Consider the following 18799-nt stretch of genomic DNA (forward strand, 5'->3'; position numbering starts at 1 on the left):
GCGCCACGTGCGCGGTTGCAGCGCCGGCCCTGCCGCTTCATTGGCGGCGTTCGAAAATCAAGGAGTACCCATGAACGAGACCATCAAACTGTCGCTCACGCAGGACGAAGTCGAAATCCTCGTCGATGCCCTCGAAGCCGACATGGAAGGCTACGTCGAGGCAGCGAAGGAAGCGCGCGGCAACGGCAATCGCGATGACGTGAAGACGTTCACCGATGCCGCCACGCGCATCCAGACCCTGATGAGCAAACTTCAGGACTACGTCGAAGAATAATAGCGCGAAAGGCCGGCTCAGCCGGCCTTTGCCTGCTGGTGATGGCGGATCACTTCGTCGATGATGAAGCGCAGGAACTTCTCGCCGAAGTCGGGATCGAGATTTGCGTCCTCCGCCAATTTGCGCAGGCGCGCGATCTGCCGTTCCTCGCGGCCGGGATCGGAAGCGGGCAAGTCTTTCTCGGCCTTGTAGGCGCCGACGGCCTGGGTGATGCGAAAGCGCTCGGCCAGGATGAAGATCAGGGCGGCATCGATATTGTCGATGCTGGAGCGGAAGCCGGCGAGCACCGGATCGGTGGCGGGAGTGTCCTGGGTCATGGTGGAGCCCCGCTAGCACGGCTCTTGTTACTGTGCCAGCCTGCGCAAATGGCGCTCCGGGCGGCATTCCCACTTGCGTTCAAGCCGCTGAAAGCGCAATGCGCGGGGCGATGACTGCACAAGTGATTAACCTGCGTTCACGTGAAACGCAGCCCTCCCTGGCTCCCATGCTCGCCCTGACTGCGGCAGGCATGAACAGCGTCAATTCCGTCATTCTCGACCGCATGCAAAGCGAGATCCCGCTGATCCCGGCGCTTGCCGGACATCTGATCTCCGGCGGCGGCAAGCGCATGCGCCCGATGCTGACGGTCGCGGCAGCCGAGCTGTGCGGTTACCAGGGTACCCGTCACCACAAGCTGGCGGCGGCCGTCGAATTCATTCACACCGCGACCCTGCTGCACGACGACGTCGTCGATGGTTCCGACCTGCGGCGCGGCAAGGCGGCGGCCAATATCGTCTTCGGCAATCCGGCGACGGTCCTGGTGGGCGACTTCCTGTTCACCCGCGCATTCGAACTCATGGTCGAGGACGGCAGCCTGCGCGTCCTCAAGATCCTGTCGAAGGCCAGCTCGATCATCGCCGAGGGCGAAGTCGACCAGCTGACCGCCCAGCGCAAGATCGAGACGAGCGAGGAGCACTACCTCCAGATCATCGGTTCGAAGACTGCGGCGCTGTTTGCGGCGGCGACCCGGATCGCCGCGGTCGTGGCCGAGAAGAGCGAAGCCGAAGAGCAGGCGCTCGATGCCTATGGACGCAATCTCGGGATCGCCTTCCAGCTTGTCGACGATGCGATCGACTACGATTCGGAAGCTGCCGAATCGGGCAAGGACAAGGGCGATGACTTCCGCGAGGGCAAGATGACCCTTCCGGTCATCCTCGCATATGCCCGAGGCACTGAGGAAGAACGCAAGTTCTGGCAGGAAGCCATTGCCGGCTTCCGCACCGAGGACGAGGACCTTGCCCACGCGGTCGAACTGATCAATCGCCACAAGTGCGTCGAGGCGACCCGCGAGCGGGCCCGCCACTTCGCCCAGCGCGCCATCGATTCGATTGCAGGCTTCCCCTCCGGCGAAGCGCGCAATGCCATGGCTGAAGCGGTCGAATTCGCCGTCGCGCGCCGGTACTGACGCGGTTAAGCAACGGTTCGTCAGATTGCGGGCACCTGCAGCAAGGCCGTAATTGCGATGCGCAGTTTCGGTCCCTATTGAGGCCGCCCATGCGCTCCGAGCTCAATCGGGCTGTCACCGGCTACCAGCCCGGTTCGCCCCGCCAACGTATCGTCTCGTCCCTGCTGTCCGCGGGCGTGATCGCGCTCGTCTTGCTTCTGGCGATTTACCAGAGCGGGGTGGTCAGCATGCCGGAGAAGCGCAACAATCCGGTTACCTTCGATGTCACCGGCCAGGAAAAGGACAAGGGCGAGAAAGCCAAGGACAAGCCCAAGGCCGAGGAAAAGAAAGAGAAAAAGAAGAAGGTCGAGCCGGTCCAGAAGGAAGAGGTCAAGAAGCCTCCGGTCATCACGCCGCCGGTTGAAACGCCTGTCGTGAAGAAGCCCGCCTTCACCTTCCTGAAGCTCTCGCACGAGGATTTCGCGTCAGCGGACATCGGACAGATGAAGGCGCCGGCCCCAGCCGTCAGCAGCGAATCGGGGAGCGGTTCCGGTTCCGCATATGGGCCGGGCGAAGGGCCGGGCGGTGCGATTCTCTACCGTGCCCAGTGGTACCGTGAACCCAGCGGTGCCGAACTCGGTGGCTACATTCCCGCCAATGCCCCGCGCACCGGATGGGGCGAAATCGCCTGCCAGACGATTGAGAACTACAAGGTCGAAAACTGCCAGATCCTTGGCGAATCGCCGCGCGGTTCGGGGTATGGCCGCGCGGTGCAGAGTGCGGCGTGGCAGTTCCAGGTGGTTCCGCCGCGGATCAACGGCAAGCCGCAGCTTGGCACCTGGGTCCGCATCCGGATCGACTACGGGTCGAAAATGGCAGGTTGAAGCGCGGGGCCGGTCAGGCCGCGCGAATCGACTGGGGCTGGACCTTGTCGATATGCGCGATCAGTTCTTCGAGCGGCATCGGTCGGGCAATGAAGAAGCCCTGCGCCAGCGCGAAACCGGCAACCCTTGCGCTCAAGAGCTGGTTTTCAGTCTCGATGCCTTCGATCACGCAGTCCAGCGACAGCGCGCGGGCCAGACTGCGAATCGCCTCGATCAGCCGTCGGCCCTTCGTTTCATCGAGCCTTGCTGCAAAGCTGCGGTCGATCTTCACCATGTCGAGGGGCAGTTGGTGAAGTGAGGAGAGGCTCGAGTAGCCGGTGCCGAAATCGTCCAGCGCTATGCGCACGCCGGTGCGGCGTAGGCGCTTCAGGGCACTGCGGGCATTGTCGAGCTCGGCAATCAGGGAGCTTTCGGTGATCTCGAACAGCAGTCGGCGCGGCGAATGGACCATGGCCCTGATCCGCTCGAGCAGGGCATCGATGGTTTCCGCGTCGCCGACGTCCTTGCCCGACAGGTTGAACGTCAGGCCCATGTCCTCGGGAATGCGATCGAGCGAGGCCAGTGCCTTGTCGAACAGAGCCAGGGTCACCTGCCGTGCCCGTCCCACACGCTCTGCAGAGGCAATCAGCATTTCGGGAGGGACGCGGCCGATGATCGGAGAATTCCACCGCGCCAGGCACTCGACGCCCTTGGGGATCATCGTCTCGGTGTTGATGATCGGTTGGAAGACGACCGACAGTTCGGTCATGAGATCGGCGGCCTGCAGCGCGGAATCTAGGGCCTGCTCCGAGCGGATCAGCTTCTCCAGTTCCGAGGTGAAGCGCACGCACTGCCCGCGCTTGTTCTTCTTGGCGTGATAAAGGGCGAAGTCGGCGTTGTCGTAGAGGACGCTCGCTGACTTGGCTGCCGCCGGATAGGGGGCGATGCCGGCGGAACAGCCGACGGAAACGATGACGTCGCCCAGTCTGGCGGGCTGCCGGATCGTCGTGAACAGCGCGTGGGTGATGGCCTCGGCCTGTTCGAGACCGCCGATCGAGATGATGCCGAATTCGTCGCCGCCAAGCCGGGCGATGACGACGTCGGCTGGGCACAACGTCATGATCCGCTCGCCCAGAAGCTGCAGCAGCCGGTCGCCCTGTACGTGGCCGTGCGTGTCATTGATGGGCTTGAAGCGATCGAGGTCGATCAGCCCGACGCAGAACTGGTCCTGCGGCTGCGCACATTCCAGCAGACCTTCCAGGGTCGCGAAGAAATAGCGGCGGTTGGGCAGTCCGGTCAGCGCATCGGTCATGGCGAGGCGGGCGTTCTCCTCCCCCAGGGCCTGGGCCTGACGCCTTTCGCAGGTCAGATCCCTCTGTGTGCTCTCCAGATGTACGAACGAGGCATAGGAATCGCGCAGGATCTTGAGCACGACCAGCGAAACCAGAGAGATGTTGATGGCAATGGCCACCATGACCGAACTGCCTGACAGAAAGCTGTAGGCCAGAAAGCCGCCGAGCACCGCGACATTTACCAATGTCGCTGCCATCGGCAGGAAACTTAGGCAGAACGTGCAGCCCAGGACGGTTATCGCGATGAAGATCGCGAAGTGGCCCCGCTCGTAGGGACCGCCGTACTGGACCAGCACCGTAGCCCAGACAAGGCAGGTCATGGCGAGCAACATGGAGATGAAGACCGTCACGCGCAGGCGTTTGAGCGCGCGCGCGGGATCCAGGTCCCTTGCCGTCAGCGGCCGCATCCAGACGAGCATGCGAATGATGCTGAACGCAATGAGTCCTGCAGGAACCGAGAGCGTGAGGTACTCGGGGGCAAGGTTGCGATGCGTGAAGGCGAATATGGCGGAGTTTACGGCGACGAGGCCATATAACGGCGGCACCTGTTCGCGCAGACGCAGATACTGCGCCACGGGCAGGGGATACTGGCCTGGCCTGTACGACCGGGGCGTCTTGCGCGTTTCGTCTGCCAAATCATTAGACTCCTGACGAAATCAGGTACCCAAGAATGGTTTAAGATTGGTACATGCCATGCGCGCACTAGGACGGATGCGTCCGCTCGGGTTCTGGTGAGGCCTTCCTTCGGCATGGCAGCCGATCTAAGGGACCGGGCGTGACCACTCTGCCAATCCACACCGTCCTTCCGGACCTCCTTCAGGCCTTGAGAGACCGCACCGCCTGCGTGCTGATCGCGCCGCCCGGTGCAGGCAAGACGACGGCCGTGGCGCCCGCCTTGCTGGGCGAGCCCTGGTGCGACGGCACGGTCATCCTGCTGTCCCCGCGCCGCGTGGCGGCGCGTGCGTCTGCAGAGCGCATGGCCGAAATGCTTGGCGAGAAGGCGGGCGAGACGATCGGCTACGTGACGCGTCTCGATACGAAGCGCTCCGGTAAGACGCGCGTGCTGGTGATGACCGAGGCGATCTTCGTTGCCTCGATCCTCTCCGACCCGGAATTGCCGGGAGTCAGCGCGGTCCTCTTCGACGAGGCGCACGAGCGTCATCTCGACAGCGATCTCGGCCTCGCGCTCTCTCTCGAAACGCGCGAAGTCTTGCGCGACGACCTGCGCGTGGTGGTCATGTCGGCAACGATAGACGGTACGCGGTTCGCGCGCCTGCTCGGAAGCGACGCGCCCCTGATCGAAAGCGAGGGCAAGTCCTGGCCACTGACGATCCGCTGGTTCGGCGCTTCGCCCGATCTGCGGATCGAAGATGCGGTGACATCTGCGATCCTTGCTGCATGGCGCGAAGAAGACGGCGATATCCTCGCGTTCCTGCCGGGTGTGCGCGAGATCGACCGAGCGGCCGAGCGTCTGGCGGAGAAGCTGCCTGCCGCACTTGTACTGCCGCTGCATGGCCAGTGCGAGCCCGCCGCGCAGCGCACTGCCATTCGCCGCGATCCGCAGGGGCGGCGCCGTGTCGTACTGTCGACCGCGATCGCCGAGACCTCGCTCACGCTCGACGGCGTTTCGGTAGTGGTGGACTGCGGTCTTTCGCGCCGCGCGGAATTCGACAAGGCAGCGGGCGTGACCCGGCTCGTGACGCATCGGGCGAGCCGGGCTTCGGCGGCCCAGCGCGCAGGTCGTGCTGCGCGCCAGCAGCCCGGAACGGCCTATCGCCTGTGGGAAGAGGCGGGCCACGCGGGCCGTCCTGAATTCGATCCTCCCGAAATGCTGACCAGCGATCTGGCGCCGCTGACGCTATCGCTGGCGCAGTGGGGGGCGGGCGATCCGGCAGCCATGGCCTGGCTCGATCCTCCTCCGCCGCCCGCGCTCGATGCCGCGCGCGGCCAGCTTGCAGCCCTCGGAGCGCTTGACGCGGAAGGGCGGATCACACCTTTCGGCCGCGAGATGGCAAGCCTGCCGCTCGATCCGGCGCAGGCGGCCATGGTGCTGCGCGCAGCGGATTTCGGGGCAGAGAACGTGGCTGCCCGGTTGGCCCTGCTGCTGCAGGAACGCGGTCTGGGTGGTCGCAGCGAGGATCTGGCGCAGCGACTCGCGCGCTGGGAGAGCGACCGCTCTGCGCGCGCGCAAGCCTCTCGCAGGCTGGCAGATGGCTGGTCCCGCCGCGCTTCGGCGCTGGTCAAGGCGAGGCGCGATGACGGGGCGCAGGACGTGGCGAAAGACACGGCTGGCGGCGATGTACCGGTTGGCGCGCTTCTTGCGCTGGGGCGACCCGACATGGTCGCGCGTCGCCGCGATGCTTCGGGCGAGACCTGGCTCTCCGCAGGGGGCAGGGGGTACATTCTCGACCCGACATCGCCGCTCGCCTCGCGCGACTGGATGGTGATCGGCGATGCGCAGGGGCAGGCGAAGGGCGCGCGCATCCTTTCCGGCGCTTCGCTGGAGCCTTCCGAGGTCGAGACCTGGCTGGCAGAGCGGATCGAGCGGCGCTCGATCCTGCGCTGGAACGAGGCCGAAGGCCGGGTCGAGGCCCGTCAGCAGCGGCGGCTTGGCGCGATTACCCTGGCGAGCGGGCCCGATCCGTCTCCCGATCCCGGCGCCATTGCGGCATTCCTGCTCGACCGGGTGCGCGAGAAGGGGCTGGCTCTGGTGCCGTTCGGCAAGAGCAGCCTCTCGCTGCTGCGCCGCGCCCGATTCGCCGGGCTGTCGGCGCTGGGCGAGGAGGCGATGCTGGCCGACCTCGATACATGGCTCGGGCCTCTCGTCGGTCGTCGCCTCGACGCCATCGACAAGGGCGCCTTGCACGCGGCCTTGCTGGGGCGCCTGACCTGGGACGACCAGCAGGTGCTCGAACGGCTGGCCCCGGCGGAGTTTCGCAGCCCGGCCGGATCGAGCCATGCGATCGACTACGAAGACGAGGGCGGTCCCAGCGTGGAAGTGCGCGTGCAGGGGCTTTTCGGCCTCGATAGCCATCCGACGTTCGGTCAGCCGCCGCAACCTCTGTTGCTCAAGCTGACGTCGCCTGCGGGGCGGCCGATCCAGACGACGCGCGATCTGCCCGGCTTCTGGCGTGGATCGTGGCGCGACGTGCAGCGCGACATGAAGGGGCGCTATCCCAGGCATCGCTGGCCGGACGAACCCTGGGCCGAAGACCCCAGCCTCAAGACCCGCAATGCCTTCGAAGCCTCGCGCAGGCGCTGAGATCCGGACCCGCAAACGGCAGGATTGGGAAGACAATCGGGGGAAGTGTGATTCCGGCTTGATTTCCGGCGCGATTCGGAGGCAAAGCGACCGCCATGAGTGCACGTATCTATCAGCGCCCGAAAAATGCCATGCAGTCCGGCAAGGCACTGCTGGATCAGTGGGTCCTCGATTTCGTTCCCGCAGAAGCGAAGCAGCCCGATCCCCTGATGGGTTGGGCCGGTTCCGGCGACATGAACCAGCAGGTCCAGCTGAGGTTCCCCACTTGTGAGGAAGCACGGGCCTACGCCGATCGCTACGGCATCGACGCGGTGATTCATTCCACGCCGCCGCGCCGCCTGAAGATCCAGGCCTACGCCGACAATTTTCGCTGATCTGAAATAGTTGCACCCGGTTCGCGAACCGGGTCTTGCAATCCGGGCGAACGCCAGCCATATGGCGGCCCGGGAGTCGGGTGGACGTTTGCGTTCGCGAACCTGGTCAGGTCCGGAAGGAAGCAGCCAAAACGGATTGCGACGGGTCGCTCGGCTCCTTTACCCCACACCGTCACGGCCCAGCCACATGTTCAGCCTTGGGGAAGCGCGCCGTACGTGCGCCCCGGCAACTTGGCCGGGGACAGACTGTGGAGCATTCGCCTTTCCCCCTGACAACCGGCTCGCCAGCGCCTAGTTTGGATGGTGATGGACGATTCACGCGACATGTTCGGCGATGCGCCCCCCTGGCATAACGAGGATGAGGAGGAGACTCCCGCCTCGGCAGCCGAGCTGGAAGCGGCCGGGCAAGCCTCCATGTTCGGTGATCCCGAACCGGCACCGCCCACAGCGCCGCCAGCGACCGACGCTGCAGACCTGGGCCCCCAAGCCGAATTACCGCCATTGTTCGAGGCGGTAGCGGAACCCGAGCCTGCACCAGAACCTGCGCCTGCGCCGGAACCCGCTGCCCCCGAGCCGAAAGCTGAAGCACCCATAGCGGCTCCCAAGCCAGCTCCGGCGAACCCGCCTGCCGGGACTGCGGCCCAGCCCTATCGCGTGCTCGCCCGCAAGTACCGTCCGCAGACTTTCGACGAACTGATCGGGCAGGAGGCGATGGTGCAGACCCTCGCCAATGCGATCAAGCGCGACCGGCTGGCCCATGCCTTCCTGATGACCGGCGTGCGCGGTGTCGGCAAGACTTCGACCGCGCGCCTCATCGCCAAGGCGCTCAACTGCATAGGTCCCGAAGGGCAGGGCGGCCCGACGATCAATCCTTGCGGCCGTTGCGAACCGTGCGTTGCCATTGCCGAAGGGCGCCATATCGACGTGATCGAGATGGACGCGGCTTCGCATACCGGCGTCGACGACGTGCGCGAGATCATCGAGGCAGTGCGCTACGCCGCCGTTTCCGCGCGCTACAAGATCTACATTATCGACGAAGTCCACATGCTGTCGCGCAATGCATTCAATGCCTTGCTCAAGACGCTTGAGGAGCCGCCGGCCCACGTGAAGTTCCTCTTCGCGACCACCGAAGTGGACAAGCTGCCGGTCACGGTTCTCTCGCGCTGCCAGCGGTTCGACTTGCGGCGCATCCCGACGCCGATGCTTGCAGAGCATTTCGCCAATGTCTGCGGCAAGGAAGGTGTGGAAGCCGAGGAGGAAGCGCTCTCGATGGTGGCCGCGGCCGCCGAAGGGTCGGTGCGCGACGGCTTGTCCATTCTCGACCAGGCCATCGCCCATGCCGATCTCGACGGCGAGGGGCAGGTGCGGGCCGAGAAAGTCCGCGACATGCTGGGCCTTTCCGACAAGTCGGTTCAGCGCAAGTTGCTGAGCGCCATCCTCGACGGTGACGGAGCGGCCCTGCTGGAACTGATCGCAAGGCAATTCTCCCTGGGGATCGAGCCGATTGCGATGATGCGCGGCCTCATGGACCTCACGCATCGCGTCGCCGTCGCGCAAGTGGCCGGCGAAGTGGTCGATGCGCATGCGGCGGAGGAACGCGAAGCGATCGAGGGCTGGGCAAAGGCGCTCAAGGCCGGGCAGGTTCATCGCCTCTGGCAGCTCATGCTCAAGGGCCATGACGAAGTGAAGTCCGCCCCCGATCCGCTGGTGGCTGCGCAGATGGCGCTGCTGCGGATCATGCATGCCTCTGATATGCCCGATCCGGGCGCGCTGGTGCGCAAGCTGGAAGAGATCGCTGCTCGGGCGCCTGCCGCGGCGCCTGCTGGCGAAGGCGGATCGAATGCAGGCGTCCCGGCCGCGCATGCAACGGCTCCAGCCGCCATCGCGCCGCGCTGGGAGGCGTTGGTCGACGATGTCGAGCACATGGGCGAGCTCTCGGTTGCAAACACCATGCGCATGCAGGTCCGCGTTGTCGAACTGGGCGCAGGGCTCCTGCGCTATTCGCAGCCGCCCGGCTTCAGCGAGGATATCGCCGGTCTCATTCGCGGCGCACTCTCGAAGGCAACCGGCGAGCGCTGGCAGGTCGAGAAAGTGGAAGGGCAGGGCGCGCCGACGATCGTCGAGCTGGCCGAGACGCAGAGGGCAGCCGAAGGCGAGGCCATGCGCAATGCGCCGCTCGTGGCTGCTACGATAGCAGCCTTTCCGGGAGCCGAATTGATACAGGATGACCGTCCGGCCGCAATTGGCGGCGGCGGTCGACAGTGGAGACGTTGAGATGAAGTCCATGGAAGAGATGATCCAGGCTGCACAGCAGGCCGCCGAGACCATCCAGAAGCAGATGAACGAGACCCAGTCGAAGCTGGATTCTATGGAAGTCGAAGGGCTTTCGGGTGGCGGTCTCGTCAAGATCCGTTGCTCGGCCAAGGGTCGCGTCATCGGCGTCTCGATCGACGACAGCCTGATGCAGCCGAGCGAGAAGCAGATGCTCGAGGACCTGATCGCTGCCGCCTACAATGATGCGCGCGTCAAGGCGGACTCGGTCGCCAACGAGGAACTGGCCAAGGCGCAGCAGGGCATGGGTCTGCCGCCGGGCTTCAAGATGCCCTTCGGAAACAATTGAGAACTCGACTGCGAAACGCCTGCCTTCGGGAGGCGTTCGCCGATGCATTGCAGAGCCCCGGTGCAGATCGCGCCGGGGTTTTTTTATACGGATAATTGCTTGGGGGAACGCCAGCACTTCCACAGTCTTTGGTAATCTATGCATTGCGTAGTGGACAGAACTCCCCATATCGTCCCGGATTGACGGGAGGTCTGAGCGAGATCGTCCCGTTCGCGATGAAATGGATATGACTGTGAACCTGCTTCCACTCCTTCCCCTGCGTGACATCGTCGTTTTCCCCGGCATGGTCGTGCCGCTCTTCGTCGGTCGCGAGAAATCCGTGGCTGCGCTGGAAGCTGCCATGGCCGGCGAGAAGGACATCTTCCTGCTCGCGCAGCTCGACCCCGGCTGCGACGATCCCGATCGCGACGACCTTTATGATACCGGCGTGATCGCCAGCGTGCTGCAGCTGCTCAAGCTGCCCGATGGAACCGTGCGCGTGCTGGTCGAAGGGCAGGAGCGCGCCCGCATCGAATCGCTGCGCGCCGAAGAATCCGCCGAAGGCGAAATGCTCATAGCGCAGGTTGAGAAGATCGAGGCCAGCGAGTCCGAGGGCACCGAAGTCGAAGCGATGATGCGCTCGGTGGTCGAACAGTTCAACGAGTACGCCAAGCTCAACAAGAAGCTCTCGCAGGATGCGGGCGACCAGTTCGGCGAAATCGACGACGCCGGCAAGCTGGCCGACACGGTCGCAGCCCAGCTGTCGGCCAAGGTTTCGGACAAGCAGGCTGTCCTCTCCGAGGCCGATGCGCTCAAGCGCCTCGAGATGGTCTATTCCTTCATGGAAGGCGAACTTGGCGTCCTGCAGGTGGAGCGCAAGATCCGTGGCCGTGTGAAGCGGCAGATGGAGAAGACGCAGCGCGAATACTACCTCAACGAACAGCTCAAGGCGATCCAGTCGGAGCTGGGCGGCGGCGACGGCGAGGAAGCGAACGAACTGCAGGAACTGCAGGAGAAGATCGAGAAGACCAAGCTTTCGAAGGAAGCCCGCGAAAAGGCGATGGGCGAACTGAAGAAGCTCAGGTCCATGCAGCCGATGAGCGCCGAGGCGACGGTCATCCGCAATTACCTCGATGTCCTGCTCGGCCTGCCCTGGGGCAAGAAGTCGAAGCTCAAGCGCGACATTTCCGAGGCGCAGACGATCCTCGATGCCGATCATTACGCGCTCGACAAGGTCAAGGACCGCATCATCGAGTATCTCGCCGTTCAGGCGCGCACCAACAAGCTCAAGGGGCCGATCCTGTGCCTCGTGGGTCCTCCGGGCGTGGGCAAGACCTCGCTCGGCAAGTCGATCGCCAAGGCGACCGGGCGCGAGTTCATCCGCCAGTCGCTGGGCGGCGTGCGCGACGAGGCCGAGATCCGCGGCCACCGCCGCACCTACATCGGCTCGCTGCCGGGCAAGATCATTACCAACCTCAAGAAGGCCGGTAAGTCGAACCCGCTGTTCCTGCTCGACGAGATCGACAAGCTGGGTCAGGACTTCCGCGGCGACCCTGCATCGGCCCTTCTCGAAGTGCTCGATCCCGAACAGAATGCGAAGTTCCAGGACCACTACCTGGAGCTGGACTTCGACCTGTCCGACGTGATGTTCGTGTGCACTGCGAACAGCCTCAACCTGCCGCAGGCCTTGCTCGACCGCATGGAGATCATCCGTCTCGAGGGGTACACCGAGGACGAGAAGGTCGAGATCGCAGAGCGCCACCTGATCCGCAAGCAGGTGGAAGTGCATGGCCTCAAGGACGAGGAATTCACGCTGACCGAGGAAGGTCTGCGTGACCTGATCCGCTACTACACCCGCGAAGCCGGCGTGCGTACGCTGGAGCGCGAGATCGCGCGCCTGGCCCGCAAGTCGCTGCGCCAGATCCTTGAAGGCAAGGCGACGAGCGTGACGATCACGCCTGAAAACCTTGCCGACTTTGCCGGCGTGCGCAAGTTCCGCCACGGCGTGGGCGAGGAAGAGAACCAGGTCGGTGCCGTCACCGGGCTTGCCTGGACCGAAGTCGGCGGCGAACTGCTGACGATCGAAAGCGTCACCGTCCCGGGCAAGGGCGCCATCAAGGCGACCGGCAAGCTGGGTGAAGTGATGAACGAATCGATCCAGACCGCCTTCAGCTTCGTGAAGGCGCGTTCGCCGGCCTATGGCATCAAGCCTTCGGTATTCCAGAAGAAGGACATCCACATCCACCTTCCCGAAGGTGCGGTGCCCAAGGACGGTCCTTCGGCCGGTATCGGGATGGTCACCTCGATCGTCTCGACCCTGACCGGGGTTCCGGTGCGCAAGGATATCGCCATGACCGGCGAAGTTACGCTGCGTGGGCGCGTCCTGCCGATCGGCGGCCTCAAGGAAAAGCTCCTGGCGGCTCTGCGCGGCGGAATTACCACCGTTCTCATTCCGGAAGAGAACCGCAAGGATCTCGCCGAAATCCCTGAGAACGTGAAGGAAGACCTGGAAATCATCCCGGTCTCCCATGTCGATGAAGTGCTTTCGCGAGCGCTTACGGAGGCGCTGGAAGAAATCGAGTGGACCGAGGCCGACGAACTGGCCGCGGCACCTGCGCACAGCTCCTCACCGTCGGCAACCGCACACTGAAGTTGAAACGGGTGCCTGCAATTCCGGAAGGGGTGGCAGGCGCTCGTCGGTAACTTTCAGTCGCGATTGCCTGCCTGAAAGAAATGCCAGTGCGCTGCGGCCTTGTGTCGCACGCGGACTGGCGCTAACGCGCCGCCTTCGTGCACGCACGAATGCCGGGCGCGAATTGAAACTGGAAAGGTCTTGAAATGGGTTACCGGGTAGCCGTTGTCGGTGCGACCGGAAATGTCGGCCGCGAAATGCTCAACATCCTCGCCGAGCGCGAGTTTCCCTGCGATGAGATCGCAGCGGTTGCTTCGCCGCGCTCCACCGGCATGGAGATTGATTTCGGTGAGACCGGCAAGAAACTCAAAGTAAAGAACATCGAGCACTTCGATTTCACCGGCTGGGACATTGCGCTCTTCGCAGCGGGATCGGGTCCGACCAAGATCTATGCGCCCAAGGCTGCCAGCCAGGGCTGCGTCGTGATCGATAACTCGTCGCTCTACCGCATGGAGCCGGACGTTCCGCTGATCGTGCCCGAGGTGAACCCGGACGCCATCGACGGCTACACCAAGCGCAATATCATCGCGAACCCTAACTGCTCGACCGCGCAGATGGTCGTCGCGCTCAAGCCGCTTCACGATGCCGCCAAGATCAAGCGCGTCGTCGTGTCGACCTACCAGTCGGTTTCCGGCGCGGGCAAGGCGGGCATGGACGAACTGTTCGAGCAGAGCCGCGCGATCTTCGTGGGCGATCAGGTCGAACCCAAGAAGTTCACCAAGCAGATCGCTTTCAACGTGATCCCGCACATCGACGTCTTCCTCGACGACGGTTCCACCAAGGAAGAGTGGAAGATGGTCGTCGAGACCAAGAAGATCCTCGATCCGGCGGTCAAGGTCCAGGCGACCTGCGTGCGCGTGCCGGTCTTCGTCGGGCACGCCGAATCGATCACGCTCGAGTTCGAGAACGAGATCTCGGCCGAGCAGGCCCAGAACATCCTGCGCGAAGCGCCGGGCATCATGCTCGTCGACAAGCGTGAGGACGGTGGATACGTCTCGCCGATCGAATGTGTCGGCGACAGCGCGACCTACATCAGCCGCGTGCGTGACGACTCCACGGTCGAAAACGGTCTCGCCCTGTGGTGCGTCTCGGACAACCTGCGCAAGGGCGCAGCTCTGAACGCGGTGCAGATTGCCGAACTGCTTGGCCGTCGTCACCTCAAGAAGGGTTGACGCGGACAGCGCCTGCGCGGCGTGACGCATGAAAGGAAAAGGCCTCCGGGACGTGAGTTCCGGAGGCCTTTTTCGTTCACCTCGAAGTGCGTGGCGCTGATGGGAAGCTGCCCCTTTTGCCCGGCAGGCGAGTGTTATAGCCTCGCGCCATGACCAGAACCATGACCGGCGGCTGCCAGTGCGGTCGCATTCGCTATCGCGCGCAGATCGAGAACGACGAGGCCTACCTGTGCCATTGCCGCATGTGCCAGAAGGCTACCGGCGGGTTCGCCGCTGCCTTCGTGCAACTGGCGACGGCAGGCGTCGTCTGGGAGCATGAGCCGGAGTGGTACGCCAGTTCCCCGGTAGCCCGGCGGCCGTTCTGTTCGCATTGCGGCACGCCGCTGGGCTTCGACTTCATCCAGTCGAGCGGCAATATGGACCTGACGCTGGGGAGCTTCGACGAGCCTGGATATTTCCGTCCGGTGGCCCATTCCGGCTGCGAAAGCTTGCATGAAAGCTGGCTCGATACCAAGGACCTGCCAAGGCACTACAGCGCGACGACCGAAAGCGTCGCTTCGCGCTGGAAGGCGGCAGGTCTGGAGGTTCCGTAAGTGAGCGAATTGCGCAAGGACTACATCGAAGGTTTCGGCGGTACGCGTCTGGCGGTGCATACCTTGGGGCAGGGGCGGCCATTGGTGCTGGTCCACGGGTTGTTCTCCAGCGCCGAGGTCAACTGGATCAAGTACGGCAATGCGCAAATCCTCGCCGATGCGGGTTTCGAAGTGATCATGTTCGATCTGCGCGCGCACGGCGAAAGCGAAGCCCCCCACGATCCCGAGGCCTATCCCGAAGACGTGCTGGTCGAGGACCTGACGCTGCTGATCGCCGAACTGGGCCTTTCGGACTTTGACCTTGGCGGCTTCTCGCTCGGCGCGCGCACTTCGGTGCGAGGCGTGCTGGCAGGCCTTTCGCCGCGCAAGCTGATCCTTGGCGGCATGGGTCTCTCCGGCCTATCCGGGTGGGCACGGCGCAGCGCCCACTTCGTCGATGCCATCGACCGCTTCGGTTCGATCGAGCGGGGCGACCCGGCGTTCGTCGCACAGGCCTTCATGAAGTCCATGAAGATCGACCGGGTTGCCGCGCGCCTGCTGCTGGAATCCGTCGACGATACTTCTGCCGATGCGATCGCCCGGGTGACGATGCCCACGCTATGCGTTTGCGGAAAGGACGACGCGGACAACGGCTCTGCGCAGGAACTGGCCGAGGCGCTGCCGCAGGGCCGCTATGTCGAGACCCCGGGCAACCACATGTCCTCGGTGACGTTCAAGGACATGGGCCGCGCCATGGCCGAATTCCTTGATGAGTGAGCGCGCTCCGCTTCATTGAATGATGCATTTCCGGGGGTGATTATCCTGCTCGGTTGAACTTGCCCCGGGTGCGGCTAATCTTGCCCCATCCAGAAATACCGAGAGGCAAAATCCCCCCATGAAATTTGCATCTACCGCATTGGCGGCGCTGGCCGTCAGCCTGGCCGTACCGGCCGTGGCAAAGGACGCTGCAGCCGACTATCCGATGACCCCCGAAGGCGCGGCAAAGTTCGTCGCATCGGCCGAGAAGGACCTGTTCGACACTTCAGTAGACAATGCCCGGATCAACTGGGTGAACTACACCTACATCACCGAGGATACCGACGCGCTCGTTGCCCAGTCGAACGCGGCGATCACCGAGAAGCAGGTAGACTATGCGGTGGAGGCCGCGAAGTACGCCAGAGTGCAGGGGCTCGACGCCGATGTCGCCCGCAAGCTGGGCATCCTGCGCCAGGGCATCGTCCTGCCCGCACCGACCACGCCGGGCGCTGCCGATGAACTGAGCGCGATCACCACGCGCCTGTCCTCGACTTACGGCAAGGGGAAGGGCACGCTCGACGGCAAGCCGATCAACGGTTCGGACATCGAGGCCGAGATGGGCAACCTCGACCATACCCCGGCCGAATATGCCGAGATGTGGGAGAGCTGGCACGACAATGTCGGCAAGCCGATGAAGGACGACTACGCCAAGATGGTGACGATCGCCAACGAAGGCGCGAAGGAGCTTGGCTATTCCGACGTCGGCGCGATGTGGCGGTCGGGCTACGACATGACGCCGCAGCAGTTTTCGGCAGAAACCGAGCGACTGTGGCAGGAAGTGAAGCCGCTCTATCTGGCGCTGCACACTTACGTGCGCCGCAAGCTGAACGAGAAGTACGGCGATCAGGTCCAGCCCGAAACCGGGCCGATCCGCGCCGACCTGCTGGGCAACATGTGGGCGCAGGAGTGGGGCAACATCTATCCGCTCGTGGCGCCGCAGGGTGCAGGCGATCTGGGCTACGACATCGGCGATCTGCTCAAGGCCAAGGGCAAGACCCCGCTCGACATGGTGAAGACGGGCGAGGGCTTCTACTCTTCGCTCGGCTTCGCGCCGCTTCCGGACACGTTCTGGACCCGTTCGATGATCACCAAGCCGCGCGACCGCGAGGTGATCTGCCATGCCTCGGCCTGGGACGTCGACAACAAGGACGACATCCGCATCAAGATGTGCACCAAAGTGAACTCGGACGATTTCGTCACGATTCACCATGAACTGGGGCACAACTACTACCAGCGCGCCTACAACAAGCAGCCCTATCTCTACCTCAACGGCGCCAATGACGGCTTCCACGAGGCAATCGGCGACTTCATCGCGCTTTCGATCACGCCGCAGTACCTCGTCGACATCGGCCTGCTCGACAAGAGCAAGGTCCCCAGTGCCGACAAGGATATCGGTCTTCTGCTGCGACAGGCGATGGACAAGGTGGCGTTCCTGCCCTTCGGCCTGCTCATCGATCGCTGGCGCTGGGGCGTCTTCGACGGTTCGATCAAGCCGGCGGACTACAACAAGGCCTGGACCGACATGCGGCTGGAGTACCAGGGCATCAGGCCGCCGGTGGACCGTCCGGCCGATGCTTTCGATCCGGGCGCGAAGTACCATATCCCGGGCAACACGCCCTACACACGCTACTTCCTGGCCCGCATCCTCCAGTTCCAGTTCTACCAGGCCGCATGCGAGCAGGCAGGTTGGAAGGGGCCGCTGCATCGCTGCAGCTTCTACGGAAACAGGAAGGTGGGCGAGAACCTGGATCGCATGCTCGAGATGGGCATGTCCAAGCCCTGGCCGGAAGCGCTCAAGGCCTTCACCGGATCGAGCAAGATGAGCGCCAAGCCGATGCTCGAGTATTTCGCTCCGCTCAAGAAGTGGCTCGACGAGCAGAACAAGGGCCAGAAGCAGGGCTGGTAACCGGATAACCGCCCCGGCAGCAGTGCTGCCGGGGCGGCTTGTCGTCTCGGCCTCGATCAGCGGAACGGTGGTTCGTTGAAGGCGCGCAGTTTGCGGCTGTGCAGGCGGTCACCCTCCGAACGCAGCAGGTCGCAGGCTTCTAGGCCGATCTTGAGATGTCCGGCGATGGCTTCCTCGTAAAAGCGGTTGGCCTGTCCCGGCAGTTTCAGTTCCCCGTGCAGCGGCTTGTCGGAAACGCACAGAAGCGTGCCGTAGGGAACGCGAAACCGGTATCCTTGCGCGCTGATCGTGGCGCTTTCCATGTCGATGCCGATGGCGCGCGAGAGGCTGAAGCGATGGGCCGATGCAGTGTAGCGCAGTTCCCAGTTGCGATCGTCGGTCGTGACGACGGTGCCGGTGCGCATGCGCTTCTTGAGGTTGGTTCCGCCTTCACCGCTGACGGTCTCGGCCGCCGTGGCCAGTGCCTGCTGGACTTCGGCGATGGCCGGGAGTGGAATTTCGGGTGGCAGGACCGGGTCGAGCACATGGTCGTCGCGCAAGTAGGCATGGGCAAGCACATAGTCGCCGATGCGCTGGCTTTCGCGCAAGCCGCCGCAATGGCCGATCATCAGCCAGGCTTCGGGCCGCAGGACGGCAAGGTGATCGGTGATCGTCTTGGCGTTGGAGGGGCCGACGCCGATATTGACGAGCGTGATGCCCGAACGGTCCTCGCGGATCAGGTGATAGGCCGGCATCTGGTGACGCCGCCATGCCGTGTCGGACAGGCGCTGGCGCGCATTGTCCACCGGCGCGTCGAGATAGAGCCCGCCAGCTCCCGATAGGGCGACGTAGTCGTCGCTCCCGATCATTCGGCCGGCCCAGTCAACGAATTCATCGACATAGCGGTGATAGTTGGTGAACAGGATGAAACGCTGACAGTGGTCCGGGCTGGTGCCGGTGTAGTGCGCCAGGCGTGCAAGGCTGAAGTCGGTCCGCAGCCCATCGAACAGGGCGAGCGGCAGCGGATCTTCGGGCGCGAAGAAGTCGATCCCGTCGGCGATCTCGTCGCCGATCATGGCAAGTTCGGTGCTTGGGAAATGGCAGGCAAGTTCCTGCGGCGTCACGCTTCCCACCGCCACACCGTCGAGGACGTAGGGAAAGGGAATTTCCTGCGCCGAACGCGAGACTTCGACTTCGATCTCGTACTCGTCGTCCAGCAGCGAGAGCTGTGTCGAGAGATAGTCGGAGAACAGGTGCGGCCGGGTAATCGTGGTCACGTAAGTGCCGGGCTGGGCAAGACGGCCGAACGCCCGCGAATAGACGGCTCCGCGTTCCTTGCCGTGATAGGTGATCCGCAGTTCCGGGTAGCACCATTGGCGGTCGGCACGGCGCTCCGGCGGGGGCAGCGCGCCGGTCTTCACGAAGGCTTCGATGTCGGATTTGAGGCAGGCGACGGCAGCCTCGTAAGTGCGGTTCAGGTGTTCAAGGGTCTGTTTTATCTTGTCCATCGCCCAA

15 protein-coding genes and 1 other RNA gene are annotated in these 18799 nt (G+C 63.9%); 13 read left to right on the top strand and 3 right to left on the bottom strand.

The genetic code is table 11. The features are described 5' to 3' along the window. The first annotated feature begins 70 nt into the window (after positions 1-70). A complete protein-coding gene (locus PP1Y_RS16695) occupies positions 71-274 on the top strand; it encodes a hypothetical protein (RefSeq protein ID WP_013833278.1) in 204 nt (67 codons plus the stop codon). Between the two features lie 17 nt (positions 275-291). Here the strand turns inward: PP1Y_RS16695 and PP1Y_RS16700 are convergent, their stop codons facing one another. Then, on the bottom strand, positions 292-591 hold the full coding sequence (locus tag PP1Y_RS16700) for a chorismate mutase (RefSeq protein ID WP_007011174.1): 300 nt from the start codon (positions 589-591) through the stop codon (positions 292-294). Between the two features lie 110 nt (positions 592-701). Between PP1Y_RS16700 and PP1Y_RS16705 the strand changes: the two genes are divergently transcribed. Both PP1Y_RS16705 and PP1Y_RS16710 read left to right on the top strand, forming a co-directional pair. Beyond that, positions 702-1718 carry a polyprenyl synthetase family protein gene (locus PP1Y_RS16705; protein WP_013833279.1) on the top strand — a complete coding sequence of 339 codons (1017 nt, stop codon included), beginning with the start codon at positions 702-704 and terminating at the stop codon, positions 1716-1718. Positions 1719-1807: 89 nt separating this feature from the next. Further along, entirely contained in the window at positions 1808-2581 is a 774-nt protein-coding gene (locus tag PP1Y_RS16710; RefSeq protein WP_051010050.1) for a hypothetical protein, read from the top strand. A 13-nt stretch (positions 2582-2594) separates the two neighbouring features. Here PP1Y_RS16710 and PP1Y_RS16715 read toward each other — a convergent pair whose 3' ends face one another. Then, positions 2595-4547, bottom strand: coding sequence for a bifunctional diguanylate cyclase/phosphodiesterase (locus PP1Y_RS16715; RefSeq protein WP_232512409.1), 1953 nt, complete (start codon positions 4545-4547; stop codon positions 2595-2597). 140 nt (positions 4548-4687) lie between these two features. On the opposite strand from PP1Y_RS16715, the gene hrpB reads away from it, so the two are divergent. The 10 genes from hrpB to PP1Y_RS16760 all read left to right on the top strand — a co-directional run bounded on the left by hrpB (position 4688) and on the right by PP1Y_RS16760 (position 17305). After that, positions 4688-7174 (top strand): ATP-dependent helicase HrpB, encoded by a 2487-nt coding sequence (gene hrpB, locus PP1Y_RS16720; protein ID WP_013833283.1) that lies wholly within the window; start codon positions 4688-4690, stop codon positions 7172-7174. A gap of 95 nt (positions 7175-7269) precedes the next feature. After that, a complete protein-coding gene (locus PP1Y_RS16725) occupies positions 7270-7548 on the top strand; it encodes an ETC complex I subunit (protein WP_013833284.1) in 279 nt (92 codons plus the stop codon). A gap of 69 nt (positions 7549-7617) precedes the next feature. Continuing rightward, an RNA gene (ffs, locus tag PP1Y_RS24855) (signal recognition particle sRNA small type) lies at positions 7618-7712 on the top strand. Between the two features lie 136 nt (positions 7713-7848). Beyond that, on the top strand, positions 7849-9822 hold the full coding sequence (locus PP1Y_RS16730) for a DNA polymerase III subunit gamma/tau (protein ID WP_369799480.1): 1974 nt from the start codon (positions 7849-7851) through the stop codon (positions 9820-9822). A 1-nt stretch (position 9823) separates the two neighbouring features. Continuing rightward, complete coding sequence (locus tag PP1Y_RS16735) at positions 9824-10168, top strand: YbaB/EbfC family nucleoid-associated protein (RefSeq protein WP_013833286.1); 345 nt, start codon at positions 9824-9826, stop codon at positions 10166-10168. Positions 10169-10394: 226 nt separating this feature from the next. After that, positions 10395-12797: an endopeptidase La gene (gene lon, locus PP1Y_RS16740; RefSeq protein WP_013833287.1), complete on the top strand. Its 2403-nt coding sequence runs from the start codon at positions 10395-10397 to the stop codon at positions 12795-12797. Positions 12798-12985: 188 nt separating this feature from the next. Beyond that, a complete protein-coding gene (locus PP1Y_RS16745) occupies positions 12986-14011 on the top strand; it encodes an aspartate-semialdehyde dehydrogenase (RefSeq protein WP_013833288.1) in 1026 nt (341 codons plus the stop codon). 149 nt (positions 14012-14160) lie between these two features. Then, on the top strand, positions 14161-14604 hold the full coding sequence (locus PP1Y_RS16750; protein ID WP_007011164.1) for a GFA family protein: 444 nt from the start codon (positions 14161-14163) through the stop codon (positions 14602-14604). Further along, complete coding sequence (locus PP1Y_RS16755; protein WP_013833289.1) at positions 14605-15360, top strand: alpha/beta fold hydrolase; 756 nt, start codon at positions 14605-14607, stop codon at positions 15358-15360. It abuts the gene before it with no gap. A gap of 118 nt (positions 15361-15478) precedes the next feature. Further along, the gene (locus PP1Y_RS16760) at positions 15479-17305 is read left to right on the top strand and encodes a M2 family metallopeptidase (RefSeq protein WP_041558937.1); all 1827 of its coding nucleotides are present in this window, start codon (positions 15479-15481) and stop codon (positions 17303-17305) included. Between the two features lie 56 nt (positions 17306-17361). Here the strand turns inward: PP1Y_RS16760 and PP1Y_RS16765 are convergent, their stop codons facing one another. Beyond that, the gene (locus PP1Y_RS16765) at positions 17362-18792 is read right to left on the bottom strand and encodes an AMP nucleosidase (RefSeq protein ID WP_007011160.1); all 1431 of its coding nucleotides are present in this window, start codon (positions 18790-18792) and stop codon (positions 17362-17364) included. Positions 18793-18799 lie beyond the last annotated feature (7 nt).

The organism is Novosphingobium sp. PP1Y (assembly GCF_000253255.1).
Classification (GTDB): domain Bacteria; phylum Pseudomonadota; class Alphaproteobacteria; order Sphingomonadales; family Sphingomonadaceae; genus Novosphingobium.